This window comes from Halomonas sp. B23F22_20 (assembly GCF_043496985.1).
Taxonomy (GTDB): Bacteria; Pseudomonadota; Gammaproteobacteria; order Pseudomonadales; family Halomonadaceae; genus Halomonas.
On sequence record NZ_JBIEKH010000003.1, the window covers coordinates 64,214 to 88,576 of the forward strand.

Genomic DNA, 24,363 nt, shown 5'->3' on the forward strand with positions numbered 1-24,363 from the left:
TTCAATTCCCTTTCTTTGCATTAAGTGCCGGAAACTCTGCCCAAAAACTAACAACCTCTAAAAACCCAGATATATTTTTCACTTCTTCTTCACCAGCATCACCTCCCAACATCTCGTCAACATCCAAATACTTTATTAAAGAATCCTCAAAGTTAAAATCAAGGGATACCCCAGCCTTTTCAGCAAGAGAGACAAACCTCCTTTTAAACTCCACGCTAAGGAACTCGTTTTTTATCCTATCCCTAATTCCATCTTGACCTACAGCCATTCCGACATACAAAGGAGCCGTAAACTCACATAGGTACTTTAGCGCCGTCTCAACATGCTTTTTGCGAACAGAGTTATTAAAAACAGCTTCTGTGATACCAATCGGCTGGCGCTTTATCTCAACCGAGTACCTTGAGCCTGAAATCTTTTCACCCATGGCCGCAGCATGTATAGAAGAATAATAGTTATTAACTTCTTCGAGATAATTATCTGAAAGATCAGAAGGTGGCGCTATATACCACGCATATACCCCTCTAGCTGAGGATGGTATTCTATAAAAATCCTCTGCCCTCAAGAAATATACATGCTGGCTATTTTCATACATTATCAAACACCACCAAGAAGCAGGCTTTAACTGTATAGGAACTTAGTATATAGGGTATAAAAAAACCCCCGTCACCGCTAGGTGATGGAGGTTTATAAGTACACGTCTACGCCTAGTTAGTTCAAGGCTTCATGTCCTCGAAGAACCGCTTCACGCCGTCGAAGAAGCTGGTCTTCTTCGGCGAGTGGTGGCTGTTGCTGCCCTCCAGGCTGTCCTGGAAGCGGCGCAGCAACTCCTTCTGTTCTTCGCCCAGCTTGACCGGGGTCTCGACCACCACCTTGCACAGCAGGTCGCCGGCGGGGCCGCCGCGGACCGGCTTGACGCCCTTTCCCTTGAGCCGGAACAGCTTGCCGGTCTGGGTCTCGGGCGGAATCTTGAGTTTGACCCGGCCGTCCAGGGTCGGCACTTCGAGCTCGCCGCCCAGGGCCGCGTCGACGAAGTTGATCGGCACCTCGCACTGCAGGTGGCGCCCTTCGCGCTCGAAGATCGGGTGCGGCTTGATGGCCACCTGCACGTAGAGGTCGCCGGGCGGCCCGCCGTTGATGCCCGCTTCGCCCTCGCCGTTGAGGCGAATGCGGTCGCCGGTGTCGACGCCCGCCGGGATCTTCACCGACAGGGTGCGGGTCTCGCGCACCCGGCCCTCGCCGTGGCAGCCATGGCACGGCACCTTGATGTGCTGGCCGCTGCCGTGGCAGGTCGGGCAGGTCTGCTGCACGGCGAAGAAGCCCTGCTGCATGCGCACCTGACCGTGGCCGCCACAGGTCGGGCAGGTCTCCTTGCTGGAGCCTGGCTCGGCGCCGTCGCCGTCGCAGCGCTCGCACTCCACGTGACGCGGCACGCGGATGTCGACGCTGGTGCCGGACACCGCGTCCTCGAGATCGAGCTCGAGGTTGTAGCGCAGGTCGCTGCCGCGCTGCGGGGCATTGGGATGGCGTCGCGCGCCGCCCCCGCCGAAGATGTCGCCGAACACATCGCCGAAGATGTCGCTGAAGCCGCCGGCTCCCGCGCCGCCGAAGCCGCCCGCGCCGCCGGCCTGACCGTCGACGCCGGCATGGCCGAACTGGTCGTAGGCCGCACGCTTCTCGCTGTCGGTCAGGACCTCGTAGGCCTCGGAGACCTCACGGAACTTCTCGGCTGCGGTCTCGTCGTCCGGATTGCGATCCGGGTGGAACTTCTGGGCCAGGCGCCGGTAGGCCTTCTTGATGTCCTTCTGGTCGGCCCCTCGCTCGACGCCCAGCACCTCGTAGTAATCACGCTTGGACATGTGTCTGTCCGCCTCCGTAGCGACGCTGCTGCGGAAACACCAGCGCGGGAGTCATCCCCCCGCGCTGGCGTCATCCCTGATTCAGGCGTCGTGGTTTACTGCTTCTTCTGGTCGTCGTTGACTTCCTCGTACTCGGCGTCGACCACGTCTTCCTCCTGCTTGGCACCGGCCTCGCTCGCGGCGTCGGCGCCCTGGGCGGCCTCGCCCTGCTCGGCGTACATCTTCTGTGCCAGGTTGCCGGAGGCTTCGGTCAACTTGTCGAGCTTGGCCTGGATGTCGTCCTTGTCGTCACCCTTGAGAGCTTCCTCGAGGTCGGAGGCAGCGCTCTCGATGGCCTGTTTCTCTTCCTCGGTGGCCTTGTCGCCGGCTTCCTCGAGGGTCTTGCGAGCGGCGTGGACCATGCCGTCGGCCTGGTTGCGCAGGGCCACCAGTTCCTCGAACTTCTTATCCTCGTCGGCGTGGGCCTCGGCGTCCTGGACCATCTGATCGATCTCTTCCTCGGACAGGCCGCTGGAGGCCTTGATGACGATCGACTGTTCCTTGCCGGTGGCCTTGTCCTTGGCGGACACGTTGAGGATGCCGTTGGCGTCCAGGTCGAAGGCGACCTCGATCTGCGGCACGCCGCGCGGCGCCGGCGGAATGTCGGCAAGGTCGAAGCGACCGAGCGACTTGTTGCCGCTGGACTGCTTGCGCTCACCCTGGAGCACGTGAATGGTCACGGCGGTCTGGTTGTCATCCGCGGTCGAGAAGGTCTGGGTCTTCTTGGTCGGGATGGTGGTGTTCTTCTCGATCAGCGGGGTCATCACGCCACCCAGGGTCTCGATCCCCAGGGTCAGCGGAGTGACGTCGAGCAGCAGCACGTCCTTGACGTCGCCGCCCAGCACACCGCCCTGGATGGCGGCGCCCACGGCCACGGCCTCGTCCGGGTTGACGTCCTTGCGGGCGTCCTTGCCGAAGAACTCGGCGACCTTGGACTGGACCATCGGCATGCGGGTCTGGCCACCGACCAGGATGACATCGTCGATCTCGGAGGCGGACAGCCCAGCGTCGGCCAGCGCGGTCTTGCAGGGCGCCAGCGAGCGGGTCACCAGCTCTTCCACCAGCGCTTCCAGCTTGGCCCGGGTCACCTTGACGTTAAGGTGCTTGGGACCGGTGTTGTCAGCGGTAATGTAGGGCAGGTTGACCTCGGTCTGCTGGGCGCTGGACAGCTCGATCTTGGCCTTCTCGGCGGCTTCCTTGAGGCGCTGCATGGCCAGGTTGTCGCCGGACAGGTCGATACCGCTATCGGCCTTGAACTGATCGACCAGGTAGTTGATCAGCGTGAGGTCGAAGTCCTCGCCGCCCAGGAAGGTGTCGCCGTTGGTGGCCAGCACCTCGAACTGGGTCTCGCCGTCGACGTCGGCCACTTCGATGATGGAGATATCGAAGGTGCCGCCACCCAAGTCATAGACCGCGATGGTCTTGTCTCCGCGAGACTTGTCCATGCCATAGGCCAGCGCCGCCGCGGTGGGCTCGTTGATGATGCGCTTGACCTCGAGGCCGGCGATGCGACCGGCATCCTTGGTGGCCTGACGCTGGCTGTCGTTGAAGTAGGCCGGCACGGTGATGACCGCCTCGGTGACGGTCTCGCCCAGGTAGTCCTCGGCGGTCTTCTTCATCTTCTTCAGGACTTCGGCGCTGACCTGCGGCGGTGCCAGCTTCTTGCCCTTCACCTCGACCCAGGCGTCACCGTTGTCGGCCTCGGTGATGGTGTAGGGCACCATCTTGATGTCCTTCTGCACCACGTCGTCCTTGAAGCGACGACCGATCAGGCGCTTGATGGCGTACAGGGTGTTCTGGGGGTTGGTGACCGCCTGGCGCTTGGCCGCCTGGCCCACCAGGGTCTCACCGTCCTCGGTGTAGGCGATGATGGACGGGGTGGTGCGCGCGCCTTCGGCGTTCTCGATCACCTTGGACTGATCGCCGTCGAGCACGGCTACACAGGAGTTGGTGGTCCCCAGGTCAATACCGATGATGCGTCCCATAGGAAATCCTCGAAAATTCGGTTGCCAATTCGTTCATGTGCGGCGTTTGCCGCGGGGTTGCCGTCTATCTGGGGGCCCTCGACGCCTTTTCAAGGGCCTCGGTCGCTTTTGGCCGCGAAATATCACTCCGCGGCTTGGCTGACCACCACCATGGCCGGGCGCACCAGGCGGCCGTTGAGCAGGTAGCCCTTCTGCATGACGTCCATCACGGTATTAGGCTCCAGCTCGGGGTTCGGCACCATGGCCATGGCCTCGTGATACTGAGGGTCGAAGGGCTCGCCGGCCGGCTCGACCACCTCGACGCCGAACTTGTCCAGCACGTCGAGCTGCATCTTCAGGGTCATGGACACGCCCTCGCGATGGGCCTCGGTCGCATCCTCGCCCATGGCCTCGAGCGCCTTCTCCAGGCTGTCGACCACTGGCAGCAGCTCCTTGACGAACTTTTCCAGCGCGAACTTGCGCGCCTTGTCAGTCTCCTGCTCGGCGCGACGACGCACGTTCTGAGCTTCGGCGGCGGCACGCAGCGACTGGTCCTTGGCGTCGCTAAGGGCCTGCTCGAGCTCCTCGACCTTGGCCGCCAGCACTTCGGCCTCCGGGTTGTCCGATACCGGCTCGGCGCCTTGCTCGGCCTGCTCGACGGCGTCTTCCAGCTCGCCTTCGACAGGCTCCAGCTCGACCTGGGTATCGGCTTCGTCTTGCTGGCGAGCCAGCTCGTCGTCCAGCGGGGTCTGCGGGTCTTTGGCCATGCTGTTCTCCTGAATGCCCACCGGCGGCCCTGGGCCGCCTGCAGGACTGAATGTCGATGTAAAACCGATGTTGCCAGGTATATGGGGCTGGTCGCAGCGATCTCAAGGGAGATGGGCCACGGGAATCGGACCGTGCGTTGTTCCGCCCCCTCGACTACTGTATAAACGCACAAGATAGTGGATGAATAGCCAGTAGTTTCGAGAGTCGTTCCGCACCGGCCACCGGGAGGCACCATGCTGACAGAGCTCGCCATTCGTGACTTCGCCATCGTCGACCATCTGGAGCTCGAGCTCGGCGGCGGCATGACCGCCATTACCGGCGAGACCGGGGCCGGCAAGTCCATCCTGCTCGGCGCCCTGGGGCTTTGCCTCGGTGAGCGCGCCGACGCCGGCAGCGTACGCCACGGCCGCGAACGCGCCGACCTCAGCGCCCGCTTCGACATCAGGTTCCTGCCCGCCGCACGCGCCTGGCTGGCCGAGCGCGAACTGCCCGCCGACGACTGCCTGCTGCGCCGTGTGGTGACGCGCGCCGGGCGCTCGAAAGCCTGGATCAACGGTCAGCCCGCCACGGTGGCGGATCTCAAGGCCCTCGGTGGACACCTCATCGAGATCCATGGCCAGCATGCCCATCAGGCATTGCTCAGTGAGGACACGCACCTGCGGCTGCTCGATGACTTCGCCGGTCACGCCGACACGGTGGCCGAACTGGCCGAAACCTTTCATGCCTGGCGCGAGGTGCGTCGCCGCCTGAAGCGGCTGGCCGAGGATGGCGACGAACAGCGTGCCCGTCGCCAGCTGCTGCGCTACCAGGTAGAGGAACTCGACCAGTTGGCCCTGGCCGAGAACGAGCTGGCAGGGCTCGAGGCCGAGCAGGAAGAGTTGGCCCATGCCGAGGAGCGCTTGCGCGAGGCTCAGCTCGCCGTCGAATGCTGTGATGGCGAGAACGGCGGCGCCCTGCCGCTGCTCAACCAGGCGGTGAGCCGACTGTCCGCCCTGCCCGGTAGCGAGCGCGGCGCCTTGGCCGAAGTTCTCTCGATGCTTGGCGACGCTTGCATCCAGGTCGAGGAGGCCGGCCGCGAACTCAGCCACTTCGCCGCCGGTGTCGAGCTGGACCCCGAGCGCCTGGCCTGGGTGGAGGAACGCCTCGGTGAGGTGCATCGCATTGCACGCAAGCATCACGTGCCGCCCGAGGAACTGGTCGACCTGCACCAGCGCCTCGGTGAAGAGCTCGCCGAGCTCGACGGCGGCGACGACGACCTGGAGGCGCTATCCGCCGAGGCGGAAACCCTGCAAGTACGCTGGCGGGAGCAGGCGCTGGCGGTGAGCACCGCACGGCGCGAGGCCGCCGCACGCCTGGGCGCCGCGGTGCAGGATCAGTTGGCCTTCCTGGCCATGGGCAAGGCGACCTTCGCCGCCGAGGTTGGCGAGCGCGAGGCTGCGTCCCCCGAAGGACTCGACCGGGTGCGCTTCCTGATCAGCGCCAATCCCGGACAGCCGGCGCGCCCTCTGGCCAAGGTGGCTTCCGGCGGCGAACTGTCACGCATCAGCCTGGCCATCCAGGTGGTCGCTGCTGAGCACTCCACCATCCCCAGCCTGGTGTTCGACGAGGTGGACGTGGGCGTCTCCGGCGCCACCGCCGAGATCGTCGGCCAACTGCTGCGTCGGTTGGGCGCGAACGGTCAGGTGATGACCGTGACCCACCTGCCCCAGGTCGCCGCCCAGGCCCACCAACACCTTCACATCGCCAAGCAGGCCGAGGATGACACCACTCTGACGCGCATGGCGCTGCTCGATGAGGCCGGGCGCGTCGGCGAACTGGCTCGCATGCTCGGCGGCATGAAGCTGACCGACCAGACCCTCGCCCATGCCCGGGAAATGCTCGACGCCAGTCAGCGCCCTCGCCACTGAACACTTCAACAGCGCCTAAACGAAGACGGCCCCGATCCTCAGGATCGGGGCCGTCATGTCTCGCATCGGCGATGCCGGTCACTTCTTGTGCGACAGTTCCTGGCGAGTCGCCTTGGACCCCTTGGGCCGCACGTAAAGCACTAGCGCATGGTCGACGAGCTCGTAGCCATGCTCTTCGGCGATTTCCTGCTGGCGACGCTCGATGGTCTCGTCGAAGAACTCGACGATCTCGCCGCTGTCCAGGCACACCATGTGATCGTGATGCTCTTCCTGGGTCAGCTCGAAGACCGCGTGGCCGCCATCAAAGTTATGACGCGTCACCAGGCCGGCGGACTCGAACTGGGTCAGCACGCGGTAGACGGTCGCAAGCCCCACGTCCTCGCCCGAGTCCAGCAGGGTTTTGTAGACATCCTCGGCGCTCAGGTGATGCTGACCGGTGGCGTTCTCGAGAATGTGCAGGATCTTGACGCGCGGCAGGGTCACTTTGAGACCGGCTTTGCGCAGTTCATGGTTCTGGTCGGCCATGGTTGCTCTTCGCAGTATCGGGTAGGGTCGGTTATGATCGACCGAAACCACGATAGTGAAGAATGGCCGCAAATGCAAAAGCTGAGCAGAATTGTCACCCTTTCCCTCGCCCTGACACTGATCAGTGGCTGCAGCTACTTCGGGGTCTACAAGCGCGACCTGGCCCAGGGCAACCTGGTGACGCCCGCCATGGCCGACCAGTTGCACCCCGGTATGAGCCGCCAGCAGGTCATCGACCTGATGGGCAGCCCGCTGCTCGAGGCGCCCTTCAATGCCAGCCAGTGGGACTATGTCTATCGCCTGGACGAGGCTTACGGCGGCGTCGAACAGCGCCGCCTTACGCTGACCTTCAACGGCAATCGCCTGGCTTCCGTCGAGCATCACGGTGACTTCTCGCGTCCGCCGGCACTGATTTCGGAGCGCGGCATCGGCCCCTCTGACAGCCCCGACGAGAGTCCCGGCAACCTGCTCAATGTGTCGCCCAGCGAAGAAGAGTAGTCTCGACGCCTCAGGATCAGCGCTGCTTGGCGCGGGCGGCCCTGGCCGCCCGCGCCGCCTTCGGATCGACCTCGAGCCCACGGTAGACTTCGACCCGATCTCCCTCGCGCAGCACATGGGCATCAGGATCGCGCAGCGCCTTGCCAAAGATGCCCAGATCAGCCTCGGCGAATGTCGCTACTGACAGTTCCGGGAACTGCTCTTCCAGCCTCGCCAAGGCCACCGCCTGCCGCGCCGTGGTTCCCTCCGGCACCGACAGCACGACGATACGCTGCCGGTGTGGCAGGGCAAAGGCCACTTCGACCCTCAGCGTGGGCTGGTCAGTAGCGGCCATGGCCATAGAGCTCGTCGGCGCGGCGGGTGAAAGAATCGACCAACTGACCGGCGACCTGCTGGAAGAGCTTGCCGAAGGCCATGCCCAGCAGCCGGCTGGCGAACTCGAACTCCATCTCCAGACTCACCTTGCAGGCGCCGTCTCCCATAGGCAGAAACAACCATCGGCCACGCAGCCGCTTGAAGGGCCCATTGACCAGCGACAGTTCGATTCGCTCGGGCTCATGCAGATCATTGCGCGTGGTGAAGCTCTGCTCGATGCCGGCGCGGCCCAGCGTCATCTCGCCAACCAGATGCGACGAATCACGCTCGATCAACCGAGCACGACGGCAGCCGGGCAGAAACTCCGGGTAGCGTTCGAAATCATTGACCAGATCGAACATCTCCTGAGGGGTGTGGCGCACCAAGGCGGACCGATTGACCGTTGGCATTGACCTCTCCGCTGACTTCAAGGGGCCCAAGGCGTATCATGAGCGGTTATTTCGGCCTTGAATGGTATCACGCTTCCCCTCATATCGGAGGGAGCAGGCCGCCACCGGCAAGCAAAGACACGAGGTTCCATGGCCAGCAAGAAAGGCAAGGGCAAGGGTCCCGGCAACAACGTCATCGCCCTCAACAAGAAGGCCCGCTTCGAATACCACATTGACGAGACCTTCGAGGCCGGCCTGTCGCTGTCCGGCTGGGAGGTAAAGAGCCTGCGGGCGGGCAAGGCGCAGCTCACCGACACTTACATCCTGGTCAAGAACGGCGAGGCCTGGCTGCTGGGCAGCCACGTGACGCCGCTCAACACGGTCAGCACCCACGAGGTGGCCGACCCGACCCGTACACGCAAGCTGCTGCTGCACAAGAAGGAAATCGCCAGGATCTTCTCGCGCACCCAGGACAAGGGCCACACCTGCGTACCGCTGAAGCTCTATTGGAAGGGCAATCTGGTCAAGTGCGAACTGGCGCTGGTGACCGGCAAGAAGCTGCATGACAAGCGGGCCACCGAGAAGGACCGCGACTGGCAGCGCCAGAAGGGTCGCATCATGCGCGAACAAAACCGCGGCTGAGGTGTCATAGATCCGACCATCCTGATAAGATGGTCACGTTACGGGGGCGACATGGCTTCGACGCCGATGACAACCCCTGAGGTGCATGCCGAGAGCGTGATGTATCTCGTAAATCCAACATCACGATTAAATAGTCGCAAACGACGACAACTACGCTCAGGGCGCGCTGGCAGCTTAAACGCCGCTAGCTTCTAGTCCTACCCGGCGACGATGTGCCCATTCATCGCCAAAGGGCACGAGCTCAGACTGATGGGATCGCGGTTGGCTCCGTCCTCGCGTCAACCGTTAAATCTTAGAGGAATCGCGTTTCTGGATCCTGCCCGTCGGAGCCAGCGACGTTAAAGCAAATGACGGAACTAAGCATGTAGAGCCGATGGGCGAGTGTCGGCGGACGCGGGTTCGATCCCCGCCGCCTCCACCAATACCAGAGAAACGCCACCCACCCGGGTGGCGTTTTTCGTTTCAAGCACAAGGATCGCCCGACCACGTGTCGGCCCTCTCTCGGACAACAGGGGCTCGATCCCCACCGCCTCCACCAACACCAGAGAAACGCCACCCACACCCGGGTGGCGTTTTTCGTTTCGGGCACAAGGATCACCGACAGCACGTCGACCCTCACATCTGGTGGCTCGTACTCACACACCACGCCTCTGCGATATGATGGCAACGCCCTACCAGACGCGAGCCCCTCATGTTTGACCACCTGCCACCGATCCCGCCCCACCCACCCCACGACTGGGCTGCGATCGGTCGCCAGCCAATCGTCGAGTGCGACGAGCCGCTGGTACCGATGAGCCTCGCGCCGCCCCCTATCAAGGTCTTCCCGGCCTATGCCCGCATGGGTATCCCCGGTGCCGTGAACGAGTGCTACGTTCGCGAGGGCGTCTATCGGCGCCTGCTGGCGGTGGCTCGCGCTCTGCCCGAGGAATTAAGCCTGCTGGTGCTGGATGGCTGGCGCCCCTGGCGGGTCCAGCAATACCTCTTCGACACCCTACAGGCTACTATCCAGGCTCATCATCCCGAACTGGATGATCAAGCCTTGCTGGAGCGCACTCGCGAGTTCGTTGCTCAACCCAGCACCGCGCCCATGGCGCCCAGCCCGCATCTGACCGGCGGCGCCGTGGACGTGACCCTGTGTGACGCCGATGGCCTGCCGCTGGACATGGGCACGCTGTTCGATGAAGCCGTTCCTGCATCGCATGCCGCTGCGCTGGAGATCGAGCCGGGAGAAAGCGATAGGCGTCACCAGGCCCGGAAAAACCGGCGCTTGCTCTATCACGCCATGCTTGCCCAGGGCTTCACCAACTTGCCAAGCGAGTGGTGGCATTTCGATCTCGGCGATCAACTCTGGGCCTACTACGGTGGCCACGACAACGCGTATTACGGGCCGGCAGAGCTGGATACCATCGAAAGCCGCTGGCGGCGTCAGCTCTGATCGAGCATGTCACCCTCGACCGAAGCGGCATCGAGTGACGACTTCCAGACACGACGACGCCGGGCCACTCACATGGCCCGGCGTCGTTCGGTGCGGCATCCAGCGGAGGATCAGCCCGTGGCGTGCATCGCCAGAGCGGTATCCAGCATGCGGTTGGAGAAGCCCCACTCGTTGTCGTACCAGGCCATGACCTTGACCAGCCGACCGTTCACACGGGTGTGGTTACTATCGAAGGTGGACGAGTTGGCATCATGGTTGAAGTCGATGGACACCAGCGGCTGGGCATTGACCGCCAGCACCGGCGACGCCTGAGCCGCCTCGGCGACGATGGCGTTGATCTCTTCCTTGGTGGTGTCGCGGCTCGCGGTGAAGGTCAGGTCCACCAGCGAGACGTTGATCAACGGCACGCGCACCGCCAGGCCGTCGAACTTGCCGTTGAGCTCCGGCAGCACCAGCCCCACCGCCGCGGCGGCCCCGGTCTTGGTCGGGATCATCGAATGGGTGGCACTGCGCGCCCGGTAGGGATCCTTGTGATAGACGTCGGACAGGTTCTGGTCGTTGGTGTAGGCATGTACCGTGGTCATCAGGCCGTTCTCGATGCCCACCGTCTCGTGCAACACCTTGGCCACCGGCGCCAGGCAGTTGGTGGTGCAGGAGGCGTTTGACACCACCTTGTGCGCAGCGGTCAGCACGTCCTCGTTGACGCCAAAGACCACGGTGGCGTCGGCATCCGGACTCGGCGCCGAAACCAGCACGCGGCCGGCGCCGGCCTCGAGATGCTTGCCCGCGTCCGCACGCTTGGTGAACAGGCCGGTACACTCCATCACCAAATCCACGCCCAGGCGCTGCCAGGGAAGCTGAGCCGGATCGCGCTCGGAAATGATCTCGATACGGTCGCCATCGACCGTGAGGCTGCTCTCGTCATGGGAGACCTCAAACGGAAAATGGCCGTGCACGGTGTCGTGACGCAGCAGATGGGCGTTGAGCGCCGGATCGCCCAGGTCATTGATGGCGACGACCTGTACCCGGCCACGATATCCACCCTCATAGAGGGCGCGAAATACATTGCGACCGATGCGACCGAAACCGTTGATGGCGATCTTGAGTGTCATGGCGTCTTCCTCTCGAACCTGTTGCCGTCTTGTCGGATTGGGAAGGGGTCGAGCCGAAGGACAGCATGCCCTCACCGGGCCGTGCATCGACCGAACAAGCGGGCCGACGGCTCGTCTTTCCCCCAATGTGGCTCAGGATCGATCGTGAGACAAGGTATTTTTTAGTAATTTTACAACACGTCATGACTCGCCACCCTGACGCCACCCGAGTAAAATGGCCTTTAATAAAGGAGTTATCCCTAAATTCGGTACGTCACCTGATAGCGGATAGACTTTGGTCGAAGGCGCATAGTTTCGTAATATCACCACCATTGCGCTATCTTGTCTCTTTGCTCGACGCACCCGCCCGCGTTCACAGGAGAATCGGCATGTCTGATCGCACCGCCCCCGTCCGCCGCACCAAGATCGTCGCCACCCTGGGCCCCGCCAGCGACCGGGAGGGCGTGCTGGAGGCGATGATCGCCGCCGGCGTCGACGTGGTGCGCCTCAACTTCTCCCACGGCTCGGCGGACGACCACCGCCGCCGGCTGGCCGCGGTGCGCGAAATCGCCGCCCGCCAGGGGCGCAGCGTCGCCGCCCTGGGCGACCTCCAGGGGCCCAAGATCCGCATCGCCCGCTTCGGTGACGGCAAGGTCAGCCTCACCGAGGGCGCGCCCTTCGTCATCGACGTGGCCCTCGGACGCGAGGCCGGCGACGCCCAGCGCGTCGGCTGCGACTACCAGGACCTGGCCGATGACGTGGCCGCCGGCGACCGCCTGCTGCTCGACGACGGTCGGGTGGTGCTCGACGTGGTGAAAGTCGACGGCAGCGCCATCCACACCACCGTGGTGGTGGGCGGCGAGCTGTCCAACAACAAGGGCATCAACAAGCAGGGCGGCGGGCTGTCCGCCCCGGCACTGACCGACAAGGACAAGACCGACCTGGAGACCGCCGTGGCCATCGGCGTCGACTATCTGGCGGTGTCCTTCCCGCGCAGCGCCGCTGACATGGTCGAGGCCCGCGAGCTGCTGGGCGAGGCCGGGAAGGAAATCGGCCTGGTGGCCAAGCTCGAGCGCGCCGAGGCGGTGGCCAACGATGCCACGCTGGATGCCATCATCGAGGCCAGCGAGGCGGTGATGGTGGCCCGCGGCGATCTCGGCGTAGAGATCGGCGACGAGGCGCTGATCGGCACCCAGAAGCGCATCATCAAGCACGCCCGCAGCCTCAACCGGGCAGTGATCACCGCCACCCAGATGATGGAGTCGATGATCGAGGCGCCGCTGCCGACCCGCGCCGAGGTGTTCGACGTGGCCAACGCGGTGCTCGACGCCACCGACGCGGTGATGCTGTCCGCCGAGACCGCCGCCGGCGACTTCCCGGTGGAGACCGTGGAGGCCATGGCGCGGGTGTGCCTGGGCGCCGAGCGCGAGCGCATCGCCCAGTCCTCCGGGCACCGTATCCACGAGGGCTTCTCGCGGATCGACGAGACCATCGCGCTGTCCGCCATGTACGCCGCCAACCACCTGACCGGGGTGGCCGCCATCGCCTGCATGACGTCCACCGGCTACACGCCGCTGATCGCCTCCCGGATTCGCTCGGGGCTGCCGATCGTCGGGCTGGCCCACAACCCCGTCGCCCAGCGGCGCATGGCGCTGTATCGTGGGGTGATCTCGCTGCCCTTCGACACCAGCGAGATGAGCGCCGACGAGCTCAACGACCGGGCCATGGCGCTGCTGGTGGAGCGCGCCATCGCCGAGCCGGGCGATCACGTCATCCTCACCCGCGGCGACCACATGAACGCCCACGGCGGCACCAATACCCTGCGGATTCTCGAGGTGGAAGCCCAGCATGAGTGACACACGCCCGCGGCGCGACGTCCGCCGCACCCTGCCGGCCCGCAAGCGCATCGCCCTGATTGCCCACGACGGCAAGAAGGAGGAGATGCTGGAGTGGGCCGAACGCTGGCGAGACACCCTGGCACGCCACGAACTGATCGGCACCGGCACCACTGCCCGCCGTATCGCAGGCCAGCTAGGGCTGGAGGTGGAGGCGCTGATGAGCGGCCCGCTGGGCGGCGATCAGCAGATCGGCGCACGGATCGCCGAGCAGGCCCTGGACCTGCTGGTATTCTTCTGGGATCCCTTCGCTCCCCAGCCCCATGATCCCGACGTCAAGGCGCTGCTGCGCCTGGCCGCGCTGTGGAACCTTCCCGTGGCCTGCAATCCGGCCAGCGCCGACTTCCTGCTCAGCTCCCCCTGGCTCGACCGCGACTTCGAGATGACCATTCCCGATGCCGGGAGCTGGATCTCGCAGCGCACCGGCTGACCGCCGAGAACAAGACCACGACGAGGTATACTCCGCATGTTCCAGCTTACTCGCAGCGTCACCTGGCAGGCTCTGAAGCGCCTCCACGACGACACCGCCGGTGACCGCATCGCCGACTACTTCGCCGCCGACCCTCAGCGCTTCGACAAGATGAGCCTGCGCGTCGGAGGCCTGTTCCTCGACTACTCCAAGCATCACATCTCCGACGCCGTGCTCGACAAGCTGCTCGAGCTCGCCGATCACTCGGCCCTGGTGCAGCGTCGCGCGCAGATGTTTTCAGGCGACATCATCAACGTCACCGAAGACCGGCCGGTACTGCATACCGCCCTGCGCAACGTCGGCGAGGGACCGCTGATGGTCGACGGCCAGGACGTGATGCCGGAAATCCAGCGCACTCGCGAGCAGATCCAGCGCTTCTCGGAGGCGGTACGCAGCGGCGAATGGAAGGGCTACAGCGGCGAGCGCATCAAGGACGTGGTCAACATCGGCATCGGCGGCTCGGACCTGGGCCCCAACATGGCCTGCCGGGCGCTGCTCAAATACCGCCATGCGGAGCTGAACTTCCACTTCGTCTCCAACGTCGACGGCGCCCACATCCAGAAGGTGCTGCGGGGGCTCGACCCCGCCACCACGCTGTTCATCGTTTCCACCAAGACCTTCTCCACCCAGGAAACGCTGCTCAACGCCAAGACTGCGAGGCGCTGGTTCCTGGAGCAGGCCGGCGAGGACGCCGACGTCGGCGCCCACTTCGTCGCCGCCTCCACCAACCGCAAGGCGGCCATGGCGTTCGGCATACGCGAGGAGAACGTCTTCGAATTCTGGGCCTGGGTCGGCGGCCGCTACTCCATGTGGTCGTCGATCGGCCTGCCGATCGCCCTGGCCATCGGCTTCGAAGGCTTCATGGAGATGCTGGAGGGCGCCTATGAGATGGATCAGCACTTCCTGACCGCGCCCAACGCCGCCAACATGCCGGTGCTGATGGCGCTGATCGGTATCTGGTACATCAATTTCACCGGCGCCGAGACTCAGGCCATCGTGCCCTACGACCAGGCACTGCATCAGCTACCGGCCTTCCTCCAGCAGCTCGACATGGAGTCCAACGGCAAGTCGGTGGACATCTTCGGCCACCCGGTGGACTACAAAACCGGGCCGATCGTCTGGGGGCAGACCGGTTCCAACGGCCAGCATGCTTTCTTCCAGCTGCTCCACCAGGGCACCCGCTACGTACCGATCGACTTCATCGCCTCCCTGAAGCCGGAGCCAGGCGTGGAGGATCACCACTTCGCGCTGCTGACCAACATGCTGGCTCAGGCCAACGCCTTCATGGAGGGCAGTCAAAAGGGCAGCGATCTAGACCCCTACAGCTGCCCCGGCAACCGTCCCTCCAGCACCCTGCTGCTCGACGAGCTGACGCCGCGCAACCTCGGCGCGCTGATCGCGCTCTACGAGCACAAGGTGTTCGTCCAGGGAGTGATCTGGAACATCAATTCCTTCGACCAGTGGGGCGTACAGCTCGGCAAGCGCATCGCCGGCGAAATCAGCGAACGCATCGACGAGCACAGCCAGGACTTCGATGGCTCCACCCAGGGCCTGCTCAACCTGGTGCGGGCACACTTCCCGGGCCAGGGCAGCGCGCCGCGGGACACCCCGGCCGCCGAGCCCGCCAAACCCAGGAGCAAGCGCCGCAAGGCCTCTTCCTGAGACCAGAAGGGGGCCGTCGGGCCGGTACCGCCCGGCGGCATCTAGCGGCGCATCTCCGGGCGCCTATGAAGCGCGGCGCCCGGCTTTCTGCCCCCACCAGGCGGCGGCCAGCCACAGCGGCACGCTGCCCAAGCCATAGGCTAGCGCCAGGCCCGGCCGGGCCGTCTCCAGCAGATAGAGCGTCTCCAGACCAAACAGCGAAAAGGTGGTAAAACCGCCGCAGAACCCGGCCACCAGAAAGGGCTGCCAACGGGCGGCACGGCCTGAGATGCGGTGCGCCGCCCGGGCGACAAAAGCGGCGATCAGCCAGGAACCAACCAGGTTGACGGCCAAGGTACCCCACAGGAAGGCGCTGCCGAGCCCCTTGATCAGCCCCAGCCCGACCAGATGTCGGGCCAGCGCTCCCAGGCCGCTGCCCAGGCCCACCGCCAGATAGCTCCGCCAGCTCGTCATGCGTTGCCACCCACCAACCACCAGCCCAGGGCCGCCGCGGCGAGCCCCGCCAGCAACGTGGCCATCACATTGGTGGCAGCCAGCCCGTGACGCCCTTCCTGCCATAGGCTCAGCGTCTGCAGACTGAAGGAGGAGACCGTCGTGAAGCCCCCCAGCCCACCGACCGCCAGGACCAACCAGGCCGGAGAGGTCGTCATCGGCCAGTCGAGGGCCGGCGCCAGGGCGCCGACCGCCAGACAGCCCAGCACGTTCACCGCCAGGGTGCCCCACGGAAAGGCTCGACCGAGCCAGCGCCCTGCCAGCTCGCTCATCGCCAGGCGCGACATGCCACCCAGCGCGCCCCCCATTGCCACCAGTCCCAGGCTGACGATGCCGACACTCATGATGTGTCTCCCTGCCAATTCGCCACCATGCTAGCGGAGCACGGCACTGGCCACAAAAAAACGCCATCCAGGCGGATGGCGTCAGGAAATGCTTGCCTAGCAGGGGGCATCATTCGATGCCTTATGATTAAAATGACACAACTTTCGACATATGTACAATTTTCGTACACCATTGCAATATCGCCCGGGGCTCGACGCTCCCGGTTCAGACTGGGAAGATCAACGACCGACACCCATCCACGCCCAGACACGGAGGCCAATCGCGTGCATCACAGACGACTCTTCACCCTGGTCAGTGGCTGGCTGCTGGCCTGCCTGTTGCTGGCTTCGGGCCCGCTGCAAGCACAGACGCCCGAGTCCCAGCAGACGGCCAACGCCACCCTGGCCGAGCTGCTCGAGAATCCCGAGACGCGCCAGCAACTCATCGACCAACTGCGCGCCCAGGCCGACACCGCAGCGCCACAAGCCGCCGGTGCAGTAAACGAACCCTCCCTGCCCCGCCGGCTGGCCGAAGCCACCAGCCATGTCGCGGGCGACCTGGGCAACCAGTTCAGCCGCCTGGTCGACACCCTTGGCCGATTGTTCGGCGGCGGGCTCGCCGACGGCACCTTCGACATGGCAGCCTTCACCAGTGCCACCATCAACCTGGGGCTGGTGATCCTGGCGACGTTCGCGCTGTTCGTCGCTATTCGTCGTCTCGCCCGGTCGCTGTTCACCCGGCTCAGCCAGTGGTCGCTGAATGGCCCGGGACTGCAGCCGCTGCTGCGGCTGGTGCTCAGCGTGGGCCTGGCGGCGCTGATCGACGTGCTGGTCGTAACCCTGGCCTACGTGGGCGGCAACCTGGTGGCCACCTTTGCGGTTGGCGAAAGCGGTGACCTCACGACTCGCGCCTCGCTGTTCCTCAATGCCTTCCTGGTCATCGAGCTGCTCAAGGCCGCCGTACGCATGCTGTTCGCTTCGCGTTACGAGGGCCTGCGGCTGCTGCCCATCAGTGCTGCCGATGCCTCCTACTGGAACCGTTGGATTGCACGACTGATCGGCCTGGCCGGCTACGGCCTGATGGTGGTGGTACCACTGGTCAACGCCTATCTGTCGCCAACTCTCGGCGCCGCCGTGGGCAACCTGATCATGCTCGGCGCCTTCGCCTACGCGGTGACCGTGGTGCTGCGCAACCGCCAGCGTCTGCGCGACGCCCTGAACCACAAGGCGAGACAGACGACCATGACCGCCAGCCGCGTCTCGCTGCAACTGTTCGCCCGTACCTGGCATCTGTTCGCCCTGGCCTACTTCTCGATGGTGCTGGTGCTGACTCTGACGCGTCCCGAGGATGCCCTGCCCTTTGTGCTACTGGCCACCCTGCAGACGCTGGTGGCGGTGCTGGTGGGCATGCTGGTGTCCTCCTTCCTGACCCAGACCATTGGCCGGCGCATCCGGCTGGGTGACGACTTGCGGCGCAAGCTGCCGCTGCTCGAGCCGCGCCTCAATCGCTACGTGCCCAGCGCCCTGAGGGCAATTCGCGCCGTGATCCTGATCGCCGTCATCATGGTGGTCCTAAGCGCCTGGGGCGCCTTCGATCTGGCCGGCTGGTATGCCTCGGAGGCGGGCCGCGGCCTGGTCAGCAAGCTGATCAACGTGTTCGTTATCCTGGTGGTGGCCGCCACCGTCTGGCTGGGCCTGGCCAGCCTGATCGAGCACAAGCTCAATCCAGAGACCGGCAGCGGCGTCCCCACGGCCCGTGCCCAGACATTGCTGGCATTGTTCCGCAACGCCTTGGCCATCGTCTTGATCACCTTGACGGCGATGATCGTGCTCGCCGAGATCGGCATCAATATCGGTCCGCTGATCGCCGGCGCCGGGGTACTGGGCCTGGCGATCGGCTTCGGCGCCCAGAAGCTGGTTCAGGACATCATCACCGGGGTCTTCATCCAGGTGGAAAACGCCATGAATACCGGCGATGTGATCACCGTCGGCGGCATCACCGGCACTGCCGAGCGGTTGAGCATCCGCTCCGTGGGCATCCGCGACCTGAGCGGCACCTATCACATCGTGCCCTTCTCCAGCGTCGATACCGTCTCCAACTACATGCGTGACTTCGCCTATCACGTTGGCGAGTACGGCATCGCCTACCGTGAGGATATCGACGAAGCGATCCAGGCGCTGCGCGATGCCTTCGACGACCTGTCCGCCGACGAAGAGCAGAACATCAACCTGCTCGAGCCGCTGGAGGTGGCCGGGGTGATCGCCCTGGCCGACAGCTCGGTCAACATCCGAGTGCGCATCAAGACCACTCCGGGCAACCAGTGGGCCGTGGGCCGCGCCTACAACCGGCTGGTCAAGCTGCGTTTCGACGCCGCTGGCATCGAGATTCCCTTCCCGCACACCACCCTCTACTTCGGAGCGGACAAGGAAGGCGCCGCGCCGCCGGCCAACCTGCGCGTCATGCAGCAGAACTTCACCATCGACGGCAGCCCGGCCGGCCAGCCACGGCAACACGGCGATCCCGTGGACGACCGCTTCGCCCCTGCCGACACCTCGTCTCCCACCGAGGTACACAACCAGGACGACGAAGGCTGACGACGTCGCCATCTCCATCCCGCCACCCCAAGGGGGCTGCCACTCGGCAGCCCCCTTGTGCTTTTCAGCGCCTGATTTCCGTTTCAATACTGACCGCCCCCTCTGAAAGCGCCTCCACACCAAGTCTCGGGGCTCCTCTGCCACCTCCCGGCGGCTCAACGCTGGGATCGATATCCGGACGTCGGTCAGGGACATGTTCATCCCCCCTACATCCAAGTGATCGGCACCGGCGTCAAAGGTCGACGCCAGACTCGGCATCGAAAAATAGCTTTGAGCGAGCGGATATCTGACATTTTTCCGAAAAACCGTAGGTGAATACTTACGCCATTAGGCGAAATTCGAGCATAAGTCATGCAAATACTGTCATGTACAGTGCGAGTGACTAGGCATGGAGGCATTGATGACTATAATCGACTCGAAGTCGCGCTCTAGCAGGGTATTGCAGCCCTCCACTTGAGCGGTCTTTGGGCGCCTCTTTGCCGGTGCCGAGGGATACCAAGCAACAATGGGTCTGCAAAGGCTGCTCGGAATTGACCCCCGAGCAGGATCTCATGACACGGAGAGTCCGAGTACGGGATCAATGCCGGAGCAGCGCTGCACAGGCCTTCCAATAAACGTCATTGATAATAATTCAGGAAGGCGATATGCAACAAAAAGAAGGACAGAGTCAGCAGGTCTTCTATGTCTCTGCTGGCATTATTCTGGTGCTGGTAGCTTTAGGCGCCATATTCCCCACCGGGTTCGGCGAAGTCGCCGACAAGTTGCTCACTGGTGCCACCAAACTTTTCGGGTGGTTCTATCTTCTTTCCGTGTTCTTTATCGTGGTCTTCTTGATCGGCCTTGCCTGCAGCAAGTACGGCAAGGTACGTCTCGGGCCACAGGACGAACGGCCGGAATACAGCTTCTTCTCCTGGGTCAGCATGCTGCTGGCGGCAGGCTTCGGCGTTGGCCTGGTTTTCTATGGCATGGCCGAGCCAATGACCCATTACATTGCCCCACCCTATGGCGACATGCCTGGTGAAACAGAGGCGTCGGCCCGTTATGCCATCCAGTACGCCTTCTTCAACTGGGGCATTCATCAGTGGGCCGGTTTCGCACTGGTGGGCCTGATCATTGCCTATTATCAATTCCGCAAAGACCAACCTGGCTTGGTGTCGGTCGTCCTGCGCCCACTGACCGCCAAGCGTCCCACTATACAGCCCTACTTCAATGGTGCCCTCGATGTATTTGCCGTCGTGGCCACCGTCATGGGGGTCGCTACTTCCGTCGGCTTTGGCGTGTTGCAGACCAATGGTGGCCTGCATGCGGTCTTCGGCACACCAGAAAATGCCTTGTGGAAATTCATCATTCTGTTCTGCATGTTCTGCGCTTATATGCTGTCGACCTGGTCGGGACTGGACAAGGGCATCAAGCGCCTCTCCAATCTCAACATGATCATGTGCATTCTATTGATGCTCTATGTGCTGGTGACCGGCCCGACGCTGAAAATTCTCGAGACCATCACCATGGGCCTGGGGGATTACCTGCAGAACTTCTTCGCCATGAGCCTGCGCATGTCACCCTACAATGACAACCAGTGGGCACAGGGCTGGACCGTTTTCTACTGGGCCTGGGTCATCGCCTGGTCTCCCTTTGTGGGAACCTTCGTGGCACGCATCTCGCGTGGGCGCACCATCAAGGAGTATGTCTTCGGCGTATTGTTCGTGCCACCGCTGCTCGCGTGCCTGTGGCTGGGCGTGTTCGGCGGCACGGCCATTCATATGGAACTGGCCAGCGACGGCCTGGGCCTGGCCGCAGCCACTCAGGACAACATCACCGTGGCACTGTTCAAGATGTTCGACCTGATGCCCTTCTCGGGGCTGCTGTCTATCATGGCGATGGTGCTGATCTTCATCTTCCTGGTCACCTCCGCCGACTCGGCCACCTACATCATTGCGCAGATGACCGATAACGGTTCCATCAATCCCCCGCTGTTCAAGCGTGTGCTATGGGGAGTGTTGATGGCTGCTATCTGTTTCACGCTGCTGGCATCGGGCGGGCTGAAAGGGCTTCAGGCAGCATCGGTATTGGCGGCCTTGCCCTTCACTTTCATCCTCTATCTGATGATCGTGGTGCTGCTGAGAGAGCTGCGCAAGGATCGCAAGTTGATGCTGTCGAGCATCTATACCCACTACCAGTCCATGCCGGTGGGGGCAGACGCCTATGAGGCTCGCAATCAGGCGACCCATGAAGGCATGGCCCCGCCCGAGGAGGCTCTCAAGGAAACGGACCTGGAAGTCGATCCCGAGGCACCGTTCCACGTGGAGGATACCAGTCCCGGGGTATCGCGTAGCTAACGACGCCCCTCCACTTCCGTGGAACAACGCCGGCCTTCGGGCCGGCGTTGTCGTTCTTGAGGCTTCGGGCTTCGGGCTTCGGGCTTCGGGCTTCGGGCTTCGGGCTTCGGGCTTCGGGCTTCGGGCTTCGAGTATGGATCTTGAGGCAAGGGTCTTGCGCCGCCCGGGCGAGAGTTGCCCTATCACCACTGGAGGATAAGGCGGGCAAAACGTCGACACCCACGCCATGCTTTCGCCCACGACATTGCCTCGAAGGCCCACCATCGAGACCGCGCGAGTCGGACGCCGGTCAACACCCACACCTCGGCAACGCGAAGGGGGCTGCCATTCGGCAGCCCCCTGTTCCTTGCCTCGTCTTTCGATCTCTGGCGTCGGCTCGATGCCTTCAGGATGCCTGGCGCGTACCGTTGCTTCGCGCCAGGGTGTCTTCCGGCTCGGTGGGCTGGGGCAGGGAAGGCAGCGACTTGTCGAGCAGCTCGACGCTTTGGCGATAGTAGAGCTGGCTCTTGTTGTGCTCGCCCAGATTGGCATAAAGCCGCGCCAGCTCGGCACACACCACTCCGCTGGGACGCTGGCGCTGGCTAGCCTCGAAATACTCCTGGGCCTTGCCCCAGTAGGCGTTACGCAGCGATAGGCGACCCAGCGTCAGCAGCAGGTCCGGATCATTGGGCCGCTCCTGCAGCCACTTTTCGGCCACCACCAGCTGACGGGCCGCATCCACCTCGAGCAGGCCGTAGCGCAGCACCAGGCGGTTATCCCACTGCTCCTTGAGCGAGTGACGCAGCAGCCGCTCGGCGATGCCCTGCTCGTTGCCGCGCACCAGGGCCTCGGCATAGAGCACGATGAGCTCGACGTTGGTGCGCAGATGATCGGGCATGTCGGCCCAGAGGTTGCGGACACGCTCGATGTCACCCGGCTGACGAGCCTCCTGGGAGATCAGCTCGCGATAGGCTTGCAGCTCGAGCTGCTCGCGCTCCTCTCGAGAGATCAACTGCTGTGCGCCCAGCCGCGGCGTGAGGCGACGCAGGCCGTCCCAGTCACTGAGACTGATATAGGCCTGCTTGAGCTGCTTGAGCACCTGGGGATGGTTGGGCAAGTGGCGATCCAGGCGGGTGAGGATGGCCAGGGCCTCTTCGTACTGCTGGCGATCCAGCATCAGCTGGGCTTGCATCATGCCGACCGCCGTATCGGCCCCCTCGGTACTCAGGTGGGCGCGCTTGAGCAGGGTATCGGCCTGTTCGTAGCGGCCCTGATAGTGGGCCGCCAGGGCCGCCGAAAGGTAGTTGACCAGCGGCGTGCTGGAGTCGTCAGCGGCCTTGACCAGCGACTTCTCGGCGCGTTTCCAACGCCCCTCGGCCAGTGCCACCAGGCCACGCACCGTACGCCGCATGGCGGTGCGGTTGCGCGAGCGGCTGTTCCACACCTTGAAGCGTGACACCGGCCGGGTCATGCGCATCAGCAGGCGCAGCACGAAGTGCAGCACGATGAAGGCGGCCAGCAACAGCACTAAACCGAACCAGAAGGAGGTCTGGAACGAAGTATCGCCCACCCGCACCAGCCAGTAGCCGGGCACCGACATCATCAACTGGCCGAACAGGGCCCCGAGCGCCAGGCCCAGGACCACGAGCAGAATCAGCTTTCTCATGCCTCATCTCCCTGGCCGTCAGTGCCGGCCTCGAAGCGGTGCTCGATGAAGCTCGCCAGCGCCTGCTGGGAGCCGCTGATATCCGGCAGTTCGGGACGGATGGTACGGGCCTCGAGTTCCTCGAGCCGCGACAGCACCGCCTGAACGCCGCCGTTATCGGTGTCGTAGTAGCCGCGGATCAGGGTCAATGCCTTGTCGAGGCTGGCCTCATAGAGATCCTGTTCCTCCTTGAGCAGCGCCAGCTGCGCCTGCTCGAGGATAAGCCGTACGCTCTGGCGCAGGTAGGACTCCTGCTCCGGCGAGATCAGCGCTTCCATGGCCTCGTCATGCTTGCGCACCGTGACCAGGTCCTTGAGCTCCTGGCCGAAGCGCGCCAGCTGCTGCTGCCAGGCACCGCTGGGCGCTTCCTCGATGGTCGAGTTGGCGGCGATCTCCTCGATGTCCTGGGCCAGCGGCAGGCTGGCGATCTGCTCCTGCTGGGCATTGAGCGCCAGGTAGAGACCGGTGCGGTCGACCCGGGGCACGGAGGACAGGGCGGCCAGCTCGGAGGCGATCTCGCGGCGCACCGGCATCAGTGCGGGATTGTCCGCTTCCGTGAGACGGGCATCGGCGGTGCGCAGCAGCGCCGCCGCTCCCTCGACGTCACGTTCGAGCTGCAGGCGCTGATTGGCCAGGCGCAGCAGGTAGGCGGCCTCGGCGTGGAGCCAGTCGCGCTCGTCGGTCTGCTGCTGTCGGGACAAGTCCTCCAGCACTTTGTCGAGGGTCTGGTCGACACTGGCACGATAGTCGGAGAATTCACCGCGCAGCGCCTCGATGGCTGACGCTCGCTCGCTCTGCCCGCTCTGCAACCGGCTCGCCAGGTCGTCCAGCGCGCCTTGGGTGGCGGGCTGCTCGGGTAGCGCGGCCAGGTGCTGCTGCTGGGCATCCAGTCGCTGCCAGACCTGCCAGCCGAAATAGACGCCCCCGGCACCCAACAGGACTACCAGTCCCAGCGCCAGGGCACCGGCCTTGCCGCCGCCCTTGCCGCGCGACTGGCCATCGCCCCCGCCGGACGCAGCTCCCGCCTGGCTGCCGCCTGACCCGCTTGACGAGGTCTTGCCACCCGCGCCCTTGTTCCCCGTCGCTTTCGTGGCGGAGGCGCCTTTGTTGCCCGACGACTTGGTCGACTCAGAGGTGCCGGAGGCCTTGGCGGAACTATCGTCTCTGGTGGCCTCGGTCGATGCCACTTCACTCTCCTGCGCCTTTTCCGACGTGGCAGTGGCGGCCGAGGAAGATGACGCCGTCTGGCCCGTCGTTTCGCCGCCCTTGGCCTGAGAGGCACTGCCTCCCTTGCCTCGACGCCGAGATCGCCTCGATGACGAGCCGCTCGGCTTGCCTGCCTCAGACTGGCCTCCCTGGCTCGCCGCCTCGGCGTCTGGCTGAGCGCCGGAGGGCGTCTGTTGTTCGTCCTGATCGTTGTATTGCTTGCTCATCTGTCG

Annotated in this window: 21 protein-coding genes and 1 other RNA gene; 10 read left to right on the forward strand and 12 right to left on the reverse strand. The window is 64.0% G+C overall.

Going from position 1 to position 24,363, the window contains the following annotated elements:
* Position 1 precedes the first annotated feature (1 nt).
* The 4 genes from ACGTN6_RS02665 to grpE all read right to left on the reverse strand — a co-directional run bounded on the left by ACGTN6_RS02665 (position 2) and on the right by grpE (position 4,626).
* Entirely contained in the window at positions 2 to 592 is a 591-nt protein-coding gene (locus ACGTN6_RS02665) for a hypothetical protein (protein WP_394589676.1), read from the reverse strand.
* Positions 593 to 713: 121 nt separating this feature from the next.
* Positions 714 to 1,856, reverse strand: coding sequence for a molecular chaperone DnaJ (gene dnaJ / locus ACGTN6_RS02670; protein WP_394589677.1), 1,143 nt, complete (start codon positions 1,854 to 1,856; stop codon positions 714 to 716).
* A gap of 95 nt (positions 1,857 to 1,951) precedes the next feature.
* Positions 1,952 to 3,880: a molecular chaperone DnaK gene (dnaK, locus tag ACGTN6_RS02675; RefSeq protein WP_394589678.1), complete on the reverse strand. Its 1,929-nt coding sequence runs from the start codon at positions 3,878 to 3,880 to the stop codon at positions 1,952 to 1,954.
* Positions 3,881 to 4,002: 122 nt separating this feature from the next.
* The gene (gene grpE / locus ACGTN6_RS02680) at positions 4,003 to 4,626 is read right to left on the reverse strand and encodes a nucleotide exchange factor GrpE (RefSeq protein ID WP_394589679.1); all 624 of its coding nucleotides are present in this window, start codon (positions 4,624 to 4,626) and stop codon (positions 4,003 to 4,005) included.
* A gap of 234 nt (positions 4,627 to 4,860) precedes the next feature.
* Between grpE and recN the strand changes: the two genes are divergently transcribed.
* Positions 4,861 to 6,534: a DNA repair protein RecN gene (recN, locus tag ACGTN6_RS02685; protein WP_394589680.1), complete on the forward strand. Its 1,674-nt coding sequence runs from the start codon at positions 4,861 to 4,863 to the stop codon at positions 6,532 to 6,534.
* Positions 6,535 to 6,612: 78 nt separating this feature from the next.
* On the opposite strand, the gene fur is transcribed toward recN, so the two are convergent.
* The gene (gene fur / locus ACGTN6_RS02690; RefSeq protein WP_183388898.1) at positions 6,613 to 7,059 is read right to left on the reverse strand and encodes a ferric iron uptake transcriptional regulator; all 447 of its coding nucleotides are present in this window, start codon (positions 7,057 to 7,059) and stop codon (positions 6,613 to 6,615) included.
* A 72-nt stretch (positions 7,060 to 7,131) separates the two neighbouring features.
* Here fur and ACGTN6_RS02695 point away from each other — a divergent pair, with 72 nt between their 5' ends.
* Entirely contained in the window at positions 7,132 to 7,557 is a 426-nt protein-coding gene (locus tag ACGTN6_RS02695) for an outer membrane protein assembly factor BamE (protein ID WP_394589681.1), read from the forward strand.
* A 16-nt stretch (positions 7,558 to 7,573) separates the two neighbouring features.
* On the opposite strand, the gene ACGTN6_RS02700 is transcribed toward ACGTN6_RS02695, so the two are convergent.
* Both ACGTN6_RS02700 and ACGTN6_RS02705 read right to left on the reverse strand, forming a co-directional pair.
* On the reverse strand, positions 7,574 to 7,891 hold the full coding sequence (locus ACGTN6_RS02700) for an RnfH family protein (RefSeq protein ID WP_394589682.1): 318 nt from the start codon (positions 7,889 to 7,891) through the stop codon (positions 7,574 to 7,576).
* On the reverse strand, positions 7,878 to 8,321 hold the full coding sequence (locus tag ACGTN6_RS02705) for a type II toxin-antitoxin system RatA family toxin (RefSeq protein ID WP_394589684.1): 444 nt from the start codon (positions 8,319 to 8,321) through the stop codon (positions 7,878 to 7,880). Before ACGTN6_RS02705 ends, ACGTN6_RS02700 begins: the two co-directional genes overlap by 14 nt.
* A 129-nt stretch (positions 8,322 to 8,450) precedes the next feature.
* Between ACGTN6_RS02705 and smpB the strand changes: the two genes are divergently transcribed.
* The 3 genes from smpB to ACGTN6_RS02720 all read left to right on the forward strand — a co-directional run bounded on the left by smpB (position 8,451) and on the right by ACGTN6_RS02720 (position 10,377).
* Positions 8,451 to 8,942 (forward strand): SsrA-binding protein SmpB, encoded by a 492-nt coding sequence (gene smpB / locus ACGTN6_RS02710; RefSeq protein WP_183388902.1) that lies wholly within the window; start codon positions 8,451 to 8,453, stop codon positions 8,940 to 8,942.
* Between the two features lie 42 nt (positions 8,943 to 8,984).
* Positions 8,985 to 9,363: a transfer-messenger RNA gene (gene ssrA, locus ACGTN6_RS02715) on the forward strand.
* 270 nt (positions 9,364 to 9,633) lie between these two features.
* Complete coding sequence (locus ACGTN6_RS02720) at positions 9,634 to 10,377, forward strand: M15 family metallopeptidase (protein ID WP_394589686.1); 744 nt, start codon at positions 9,634 to 9,636, stop codon at positions 10,375 to 10,377.
* A gap of 110 nt (positions 10,378 to 10,487) precedes the next feature.
* On the opposite strand, the gene gap is transcribed toward ACGTN6_RS02720, so the two are convergent.
* The gene (gene gap / locus ACGTN6_RS02725) at positions 10,488 to 11,489 is read right to left on the reverse strand and encodes a type I glyceraldehyde-3-phosphate dehydrogenase (protein ID WP_394589687.1); all 1,002 of its coding nucleotides are present in this window, start codon (positions 11,487 to 11,489) and stop codon (positions 10,488 to 10,490) included.
* A 368-nt stretch (positions 11,490 to 11,857) separates the two neighbouring features.
* Here gap and pyk point away from each other — a divergent pair, with 368 nt between their 5' ends.
* The 3 genes from pyk to pgi are packed head-to-tail and all read left to right on the forward strand — an operon-like array spanning position 11,858 to position 15,494.
* Positions 11,858 to 13,324, forward strand: a complete 1,467-nt coding sequence (pyk, locus tag ACGTN6_RS02730) for a pyruvate kinase (RefSeq protein WP_394589688.1) — start codon at positions 11,858 to 11,860, stop codon at positions 13,322 to 13,324.
* Entirely contained in the window at positions 13,317 to 13,793 is a 477-nt protein-coding gene (locus ACGTN6_RS02735; protein WP_394589689.1) for a methylglyoxal synthase, read from the forward strand. Before pyk ends, ACGTN6_RS02735 begins: the two co-directional genes overlap by 8 nt.
* A 36-nt stretch (positions 13,794 to 13,829) precedes the next feature.
* Positions 13,830 to 15,494: a glucose-6-phosphate isomerase gene (gene pgi, locus ACGTN6_RS02740; RefSeq protein ID WP_394589691.1), complete on the forward strand. Its 1,665-nt coding sequence runs from the start codon at positions 13,830 to 13,832 to the stop codon at positions 15,492 to 15,494.
* Positions 15,495 to 15,557: 63 nt separating this feature from the next.
* Here the strand turns inward: pgi and ACGTN6_RS02745 are convergent, their stop codons facing one another.
* A complete protein-coding gene (locus ACGTN6_RS02745; protein WP_394589693.1) occupies positions 15,558 to 15,947 on the reverse strand; it encodes a fluoride efflux transporter FluC in 390 nt (129 codons plus the stop codon).
* Complete coding sequence (crcB, locus tag ACGTN6_RS02750) at positions 15,944 to 16,330, reverse strand: fluoride efflux transporter CrcB (RefSeq protein WP_394589694.1); 387 nt, start codon at positions 16,328 to 16,330, stop codon at positions 15,944 to 15,946. Before crcB ends, ACGTN6_RS02745 begins: the two co-directional genes overlap by 4 nt.
* 264 nt (positions 16,331 to 16,594) lie before the next feature.
* On the opposite strand from crcB, the gene ybiO reads away from it, so the two are divergent.
* The gene (ybiO, locus tag ACGTN6_RS02755; RefSeq protein WP_394589695.1) at positions 16,595 to 18,904 is read left to right on the forward strand and encodes a mechanosensitive channel protein; all 2,310 of its coding nucleotides are present in this window, start codon (positions 16,595 to 16,597) and stop codon (positions 18,902 to 18,904) included.
* 644 nt (positions 18,905 to 19,548) lie between these two features.
* Positions 19,549 to 21,240, forward strand: coding sequence for a BCCT family transporter (locus ACGTN6_RS02760; RefSeq protein ID WP_394589696.1), 1,692 nt, complete (start codon positions 19,549 to 19,551; stop codon positions 21,238 to 21,240).
* A 385-nt stretch (positions 21,241 to 21,625) separates the two neighbouring features.
* On the opposite strand, the gene ACGTN6_RS02765 is transcribed toward ACGTN6_RS02760, so the two are convergent.
* Together ACGTN6_RS02765 and ACGTN6_RS02770 are read right to left on the reverse strand one after the other, a co-directional pair.
* On the reverse strand, positions 21,626 to 22,885 hold the full coding sequence (locus ACGTN6_RS02765; RefSeq protein ID WP_394589697.1) for a heme biosynthesis HemY N-terminal domain-containing protein: 1,260 nt from the start codon (positions 22,883 to 22,885) through the stop codon (positions 21,626 to 21,628).
* A complete protein-coding gene (locus ACGTN6_RS02770) occupies positions 22,882 to 24,357 on the reverse strand; it encodes a uroporphyrinogen-III C-methyltransferase (protein WP_394589698.1) in 1,476 nt (491 codons plus the stop codon). Before ACGTN6_RS02770 ends, ACGTN6_RS02765 begins: the two co-directional genes overlap by 4 nt.
* Positions 24,358 to 24,363: the final 6 nt, after the last annotated feature.

Bases quoted from the DNA above. Each gene is read 5' to 3' on its own strand.
- ACGTN6_RS02665 (WP_394589676.1), bottom strand. From the start codon at position 592: ATGTATGAAAATAGCCAGCATGTATATTTCTTGAGGGCAGAGGATTTT.
- dnaJ (WP_394589677.1), bottom strand. From the start codon at position 1,856: ATGTCCAAGCGTGATTACTACGAGGTGCTGGGCGTCGAGCGAGGGGCC.
- dnaK (WP_394589678.1), bottom strand. From the start codon at position 3,880: ATGGGACGCATCATCGGTATTGACCTGGGGACCACCAACTCCTGTGTA.
- grpE (WP_394589679.1), bottom strand. From the start codon at position 4,626: ATGGCCAAAGACCCGCAGACCCCGCTGGACGACGAGCTGGCTCGCCAG.
- recN (WP_394589680.1), top strand. From the start codon at position 4,861: ATGCTGACAGAGCTCGCCATTCGTGACTTCGCCATCGTCGACCATCTG.
- fur (WP_183388898.1), bottom strand. From the start codon at position 7,059: ATGGCCGACCAGAACCATGAACTGCGCAAAGCCGGTCTCAAAGTGACC.
- ACGTN6_RS02695 (WP_394589681.1), top strand. From the start codon at position 7,132: ATGCAAAAGCTGAGCAGAATTGTCACCCTTTCCCTCGCCCTGACACTG.
- ACGTN6_RS02700 (WP_394589682.1), bottom strand. From the start codon at position 7,891: ATGGCCGCTACTGACCAGCCCACGCTGAGGGTCGAAGTGGCCTTTGCC.
- ACGTN6_RS02705 (WP_394589684.1), bottom strand. From the start codon at position 8,321: ATGCCAACGGTCAATCGGTCCGCCTTGGTGCGCCACACCCCTCAGGAG.
- smpB (WP_183388902.1), top strand. From the start codon at position 8,451: ATGGCCAGCAAGAAAGGCAAGGGCAAGGGTCCCGGCAACAACGTCATC.
- ACGTN6_RS02720 (WP_394589686.1), top strand. From the start codon at position 9,634: ATGTTTGACCACCTGCCACCGATCCCGCCCCACCCACCCCACGACTGG.
- gap (WP_394589687.1), bottom strand. From the start codon at position 11,489: ATGACACTCAAGATCGCCATCAACGGTTTCGGTCGCATCGGTCGCAAT.
- pyk (WP_394589688.1), top strand. From the start codon at position 11,858: ATGTCTGATCGCACCGCCCCCGTCCGCCGCACCAAGATCGTCGCCACC.
- ACGTN6_RS02735 (WP_394589689.1), top strand. From the start codon at position 13,317: ATGAGTGACACACGCCCGCGGCGCGACGTCCGCCGCACCCTGCCGGCC.
- pgi (WP_394589691.1), top strand. From the start codon at position 13,830: ATGTTCCAGCTTACTCGCAGCGTCACCTGGCAGGCTCTGAAGCGCCTC.
- ACGTN6_RS02745 (WP_394589693.1), bottom strand. From the start codon at position 15,947: ATGACGAGCTGGCGGAGCTATCTGGCGGTGGGCCTGGGCAGCGGCCTG.
- crcB (WP_394589694.1), bottom strand. From the start codon at position 16,330: ATGAGTGTCGGCATCGTCAGCCTGGGACTGGTGGCAATGGGGGGCGCG.
- ACGTN6_RS02760 (WP_394589696.1), top strand. From the start codon at position 19,549: ATGCAACAAAAAGAAGGACAGAGTCAGCAGGTCTTCTATGTCTCTGCT.
- ACGTN6_RS02765 (WP_394589697.1), bottom strand. From the start codon at position 22,885: ATGAGAAAGCTGATTCTGCTCGTGGTCCTGGGCCTGGCGCTCGGGGCC.
- ACGTN6_RS02770 (WP_394589698.1), bottom strand. From the start codon at position 24,357: ATGAGCAAGCAATACAACGATCAGGACGAACAACAGACGCCCTCCGGC.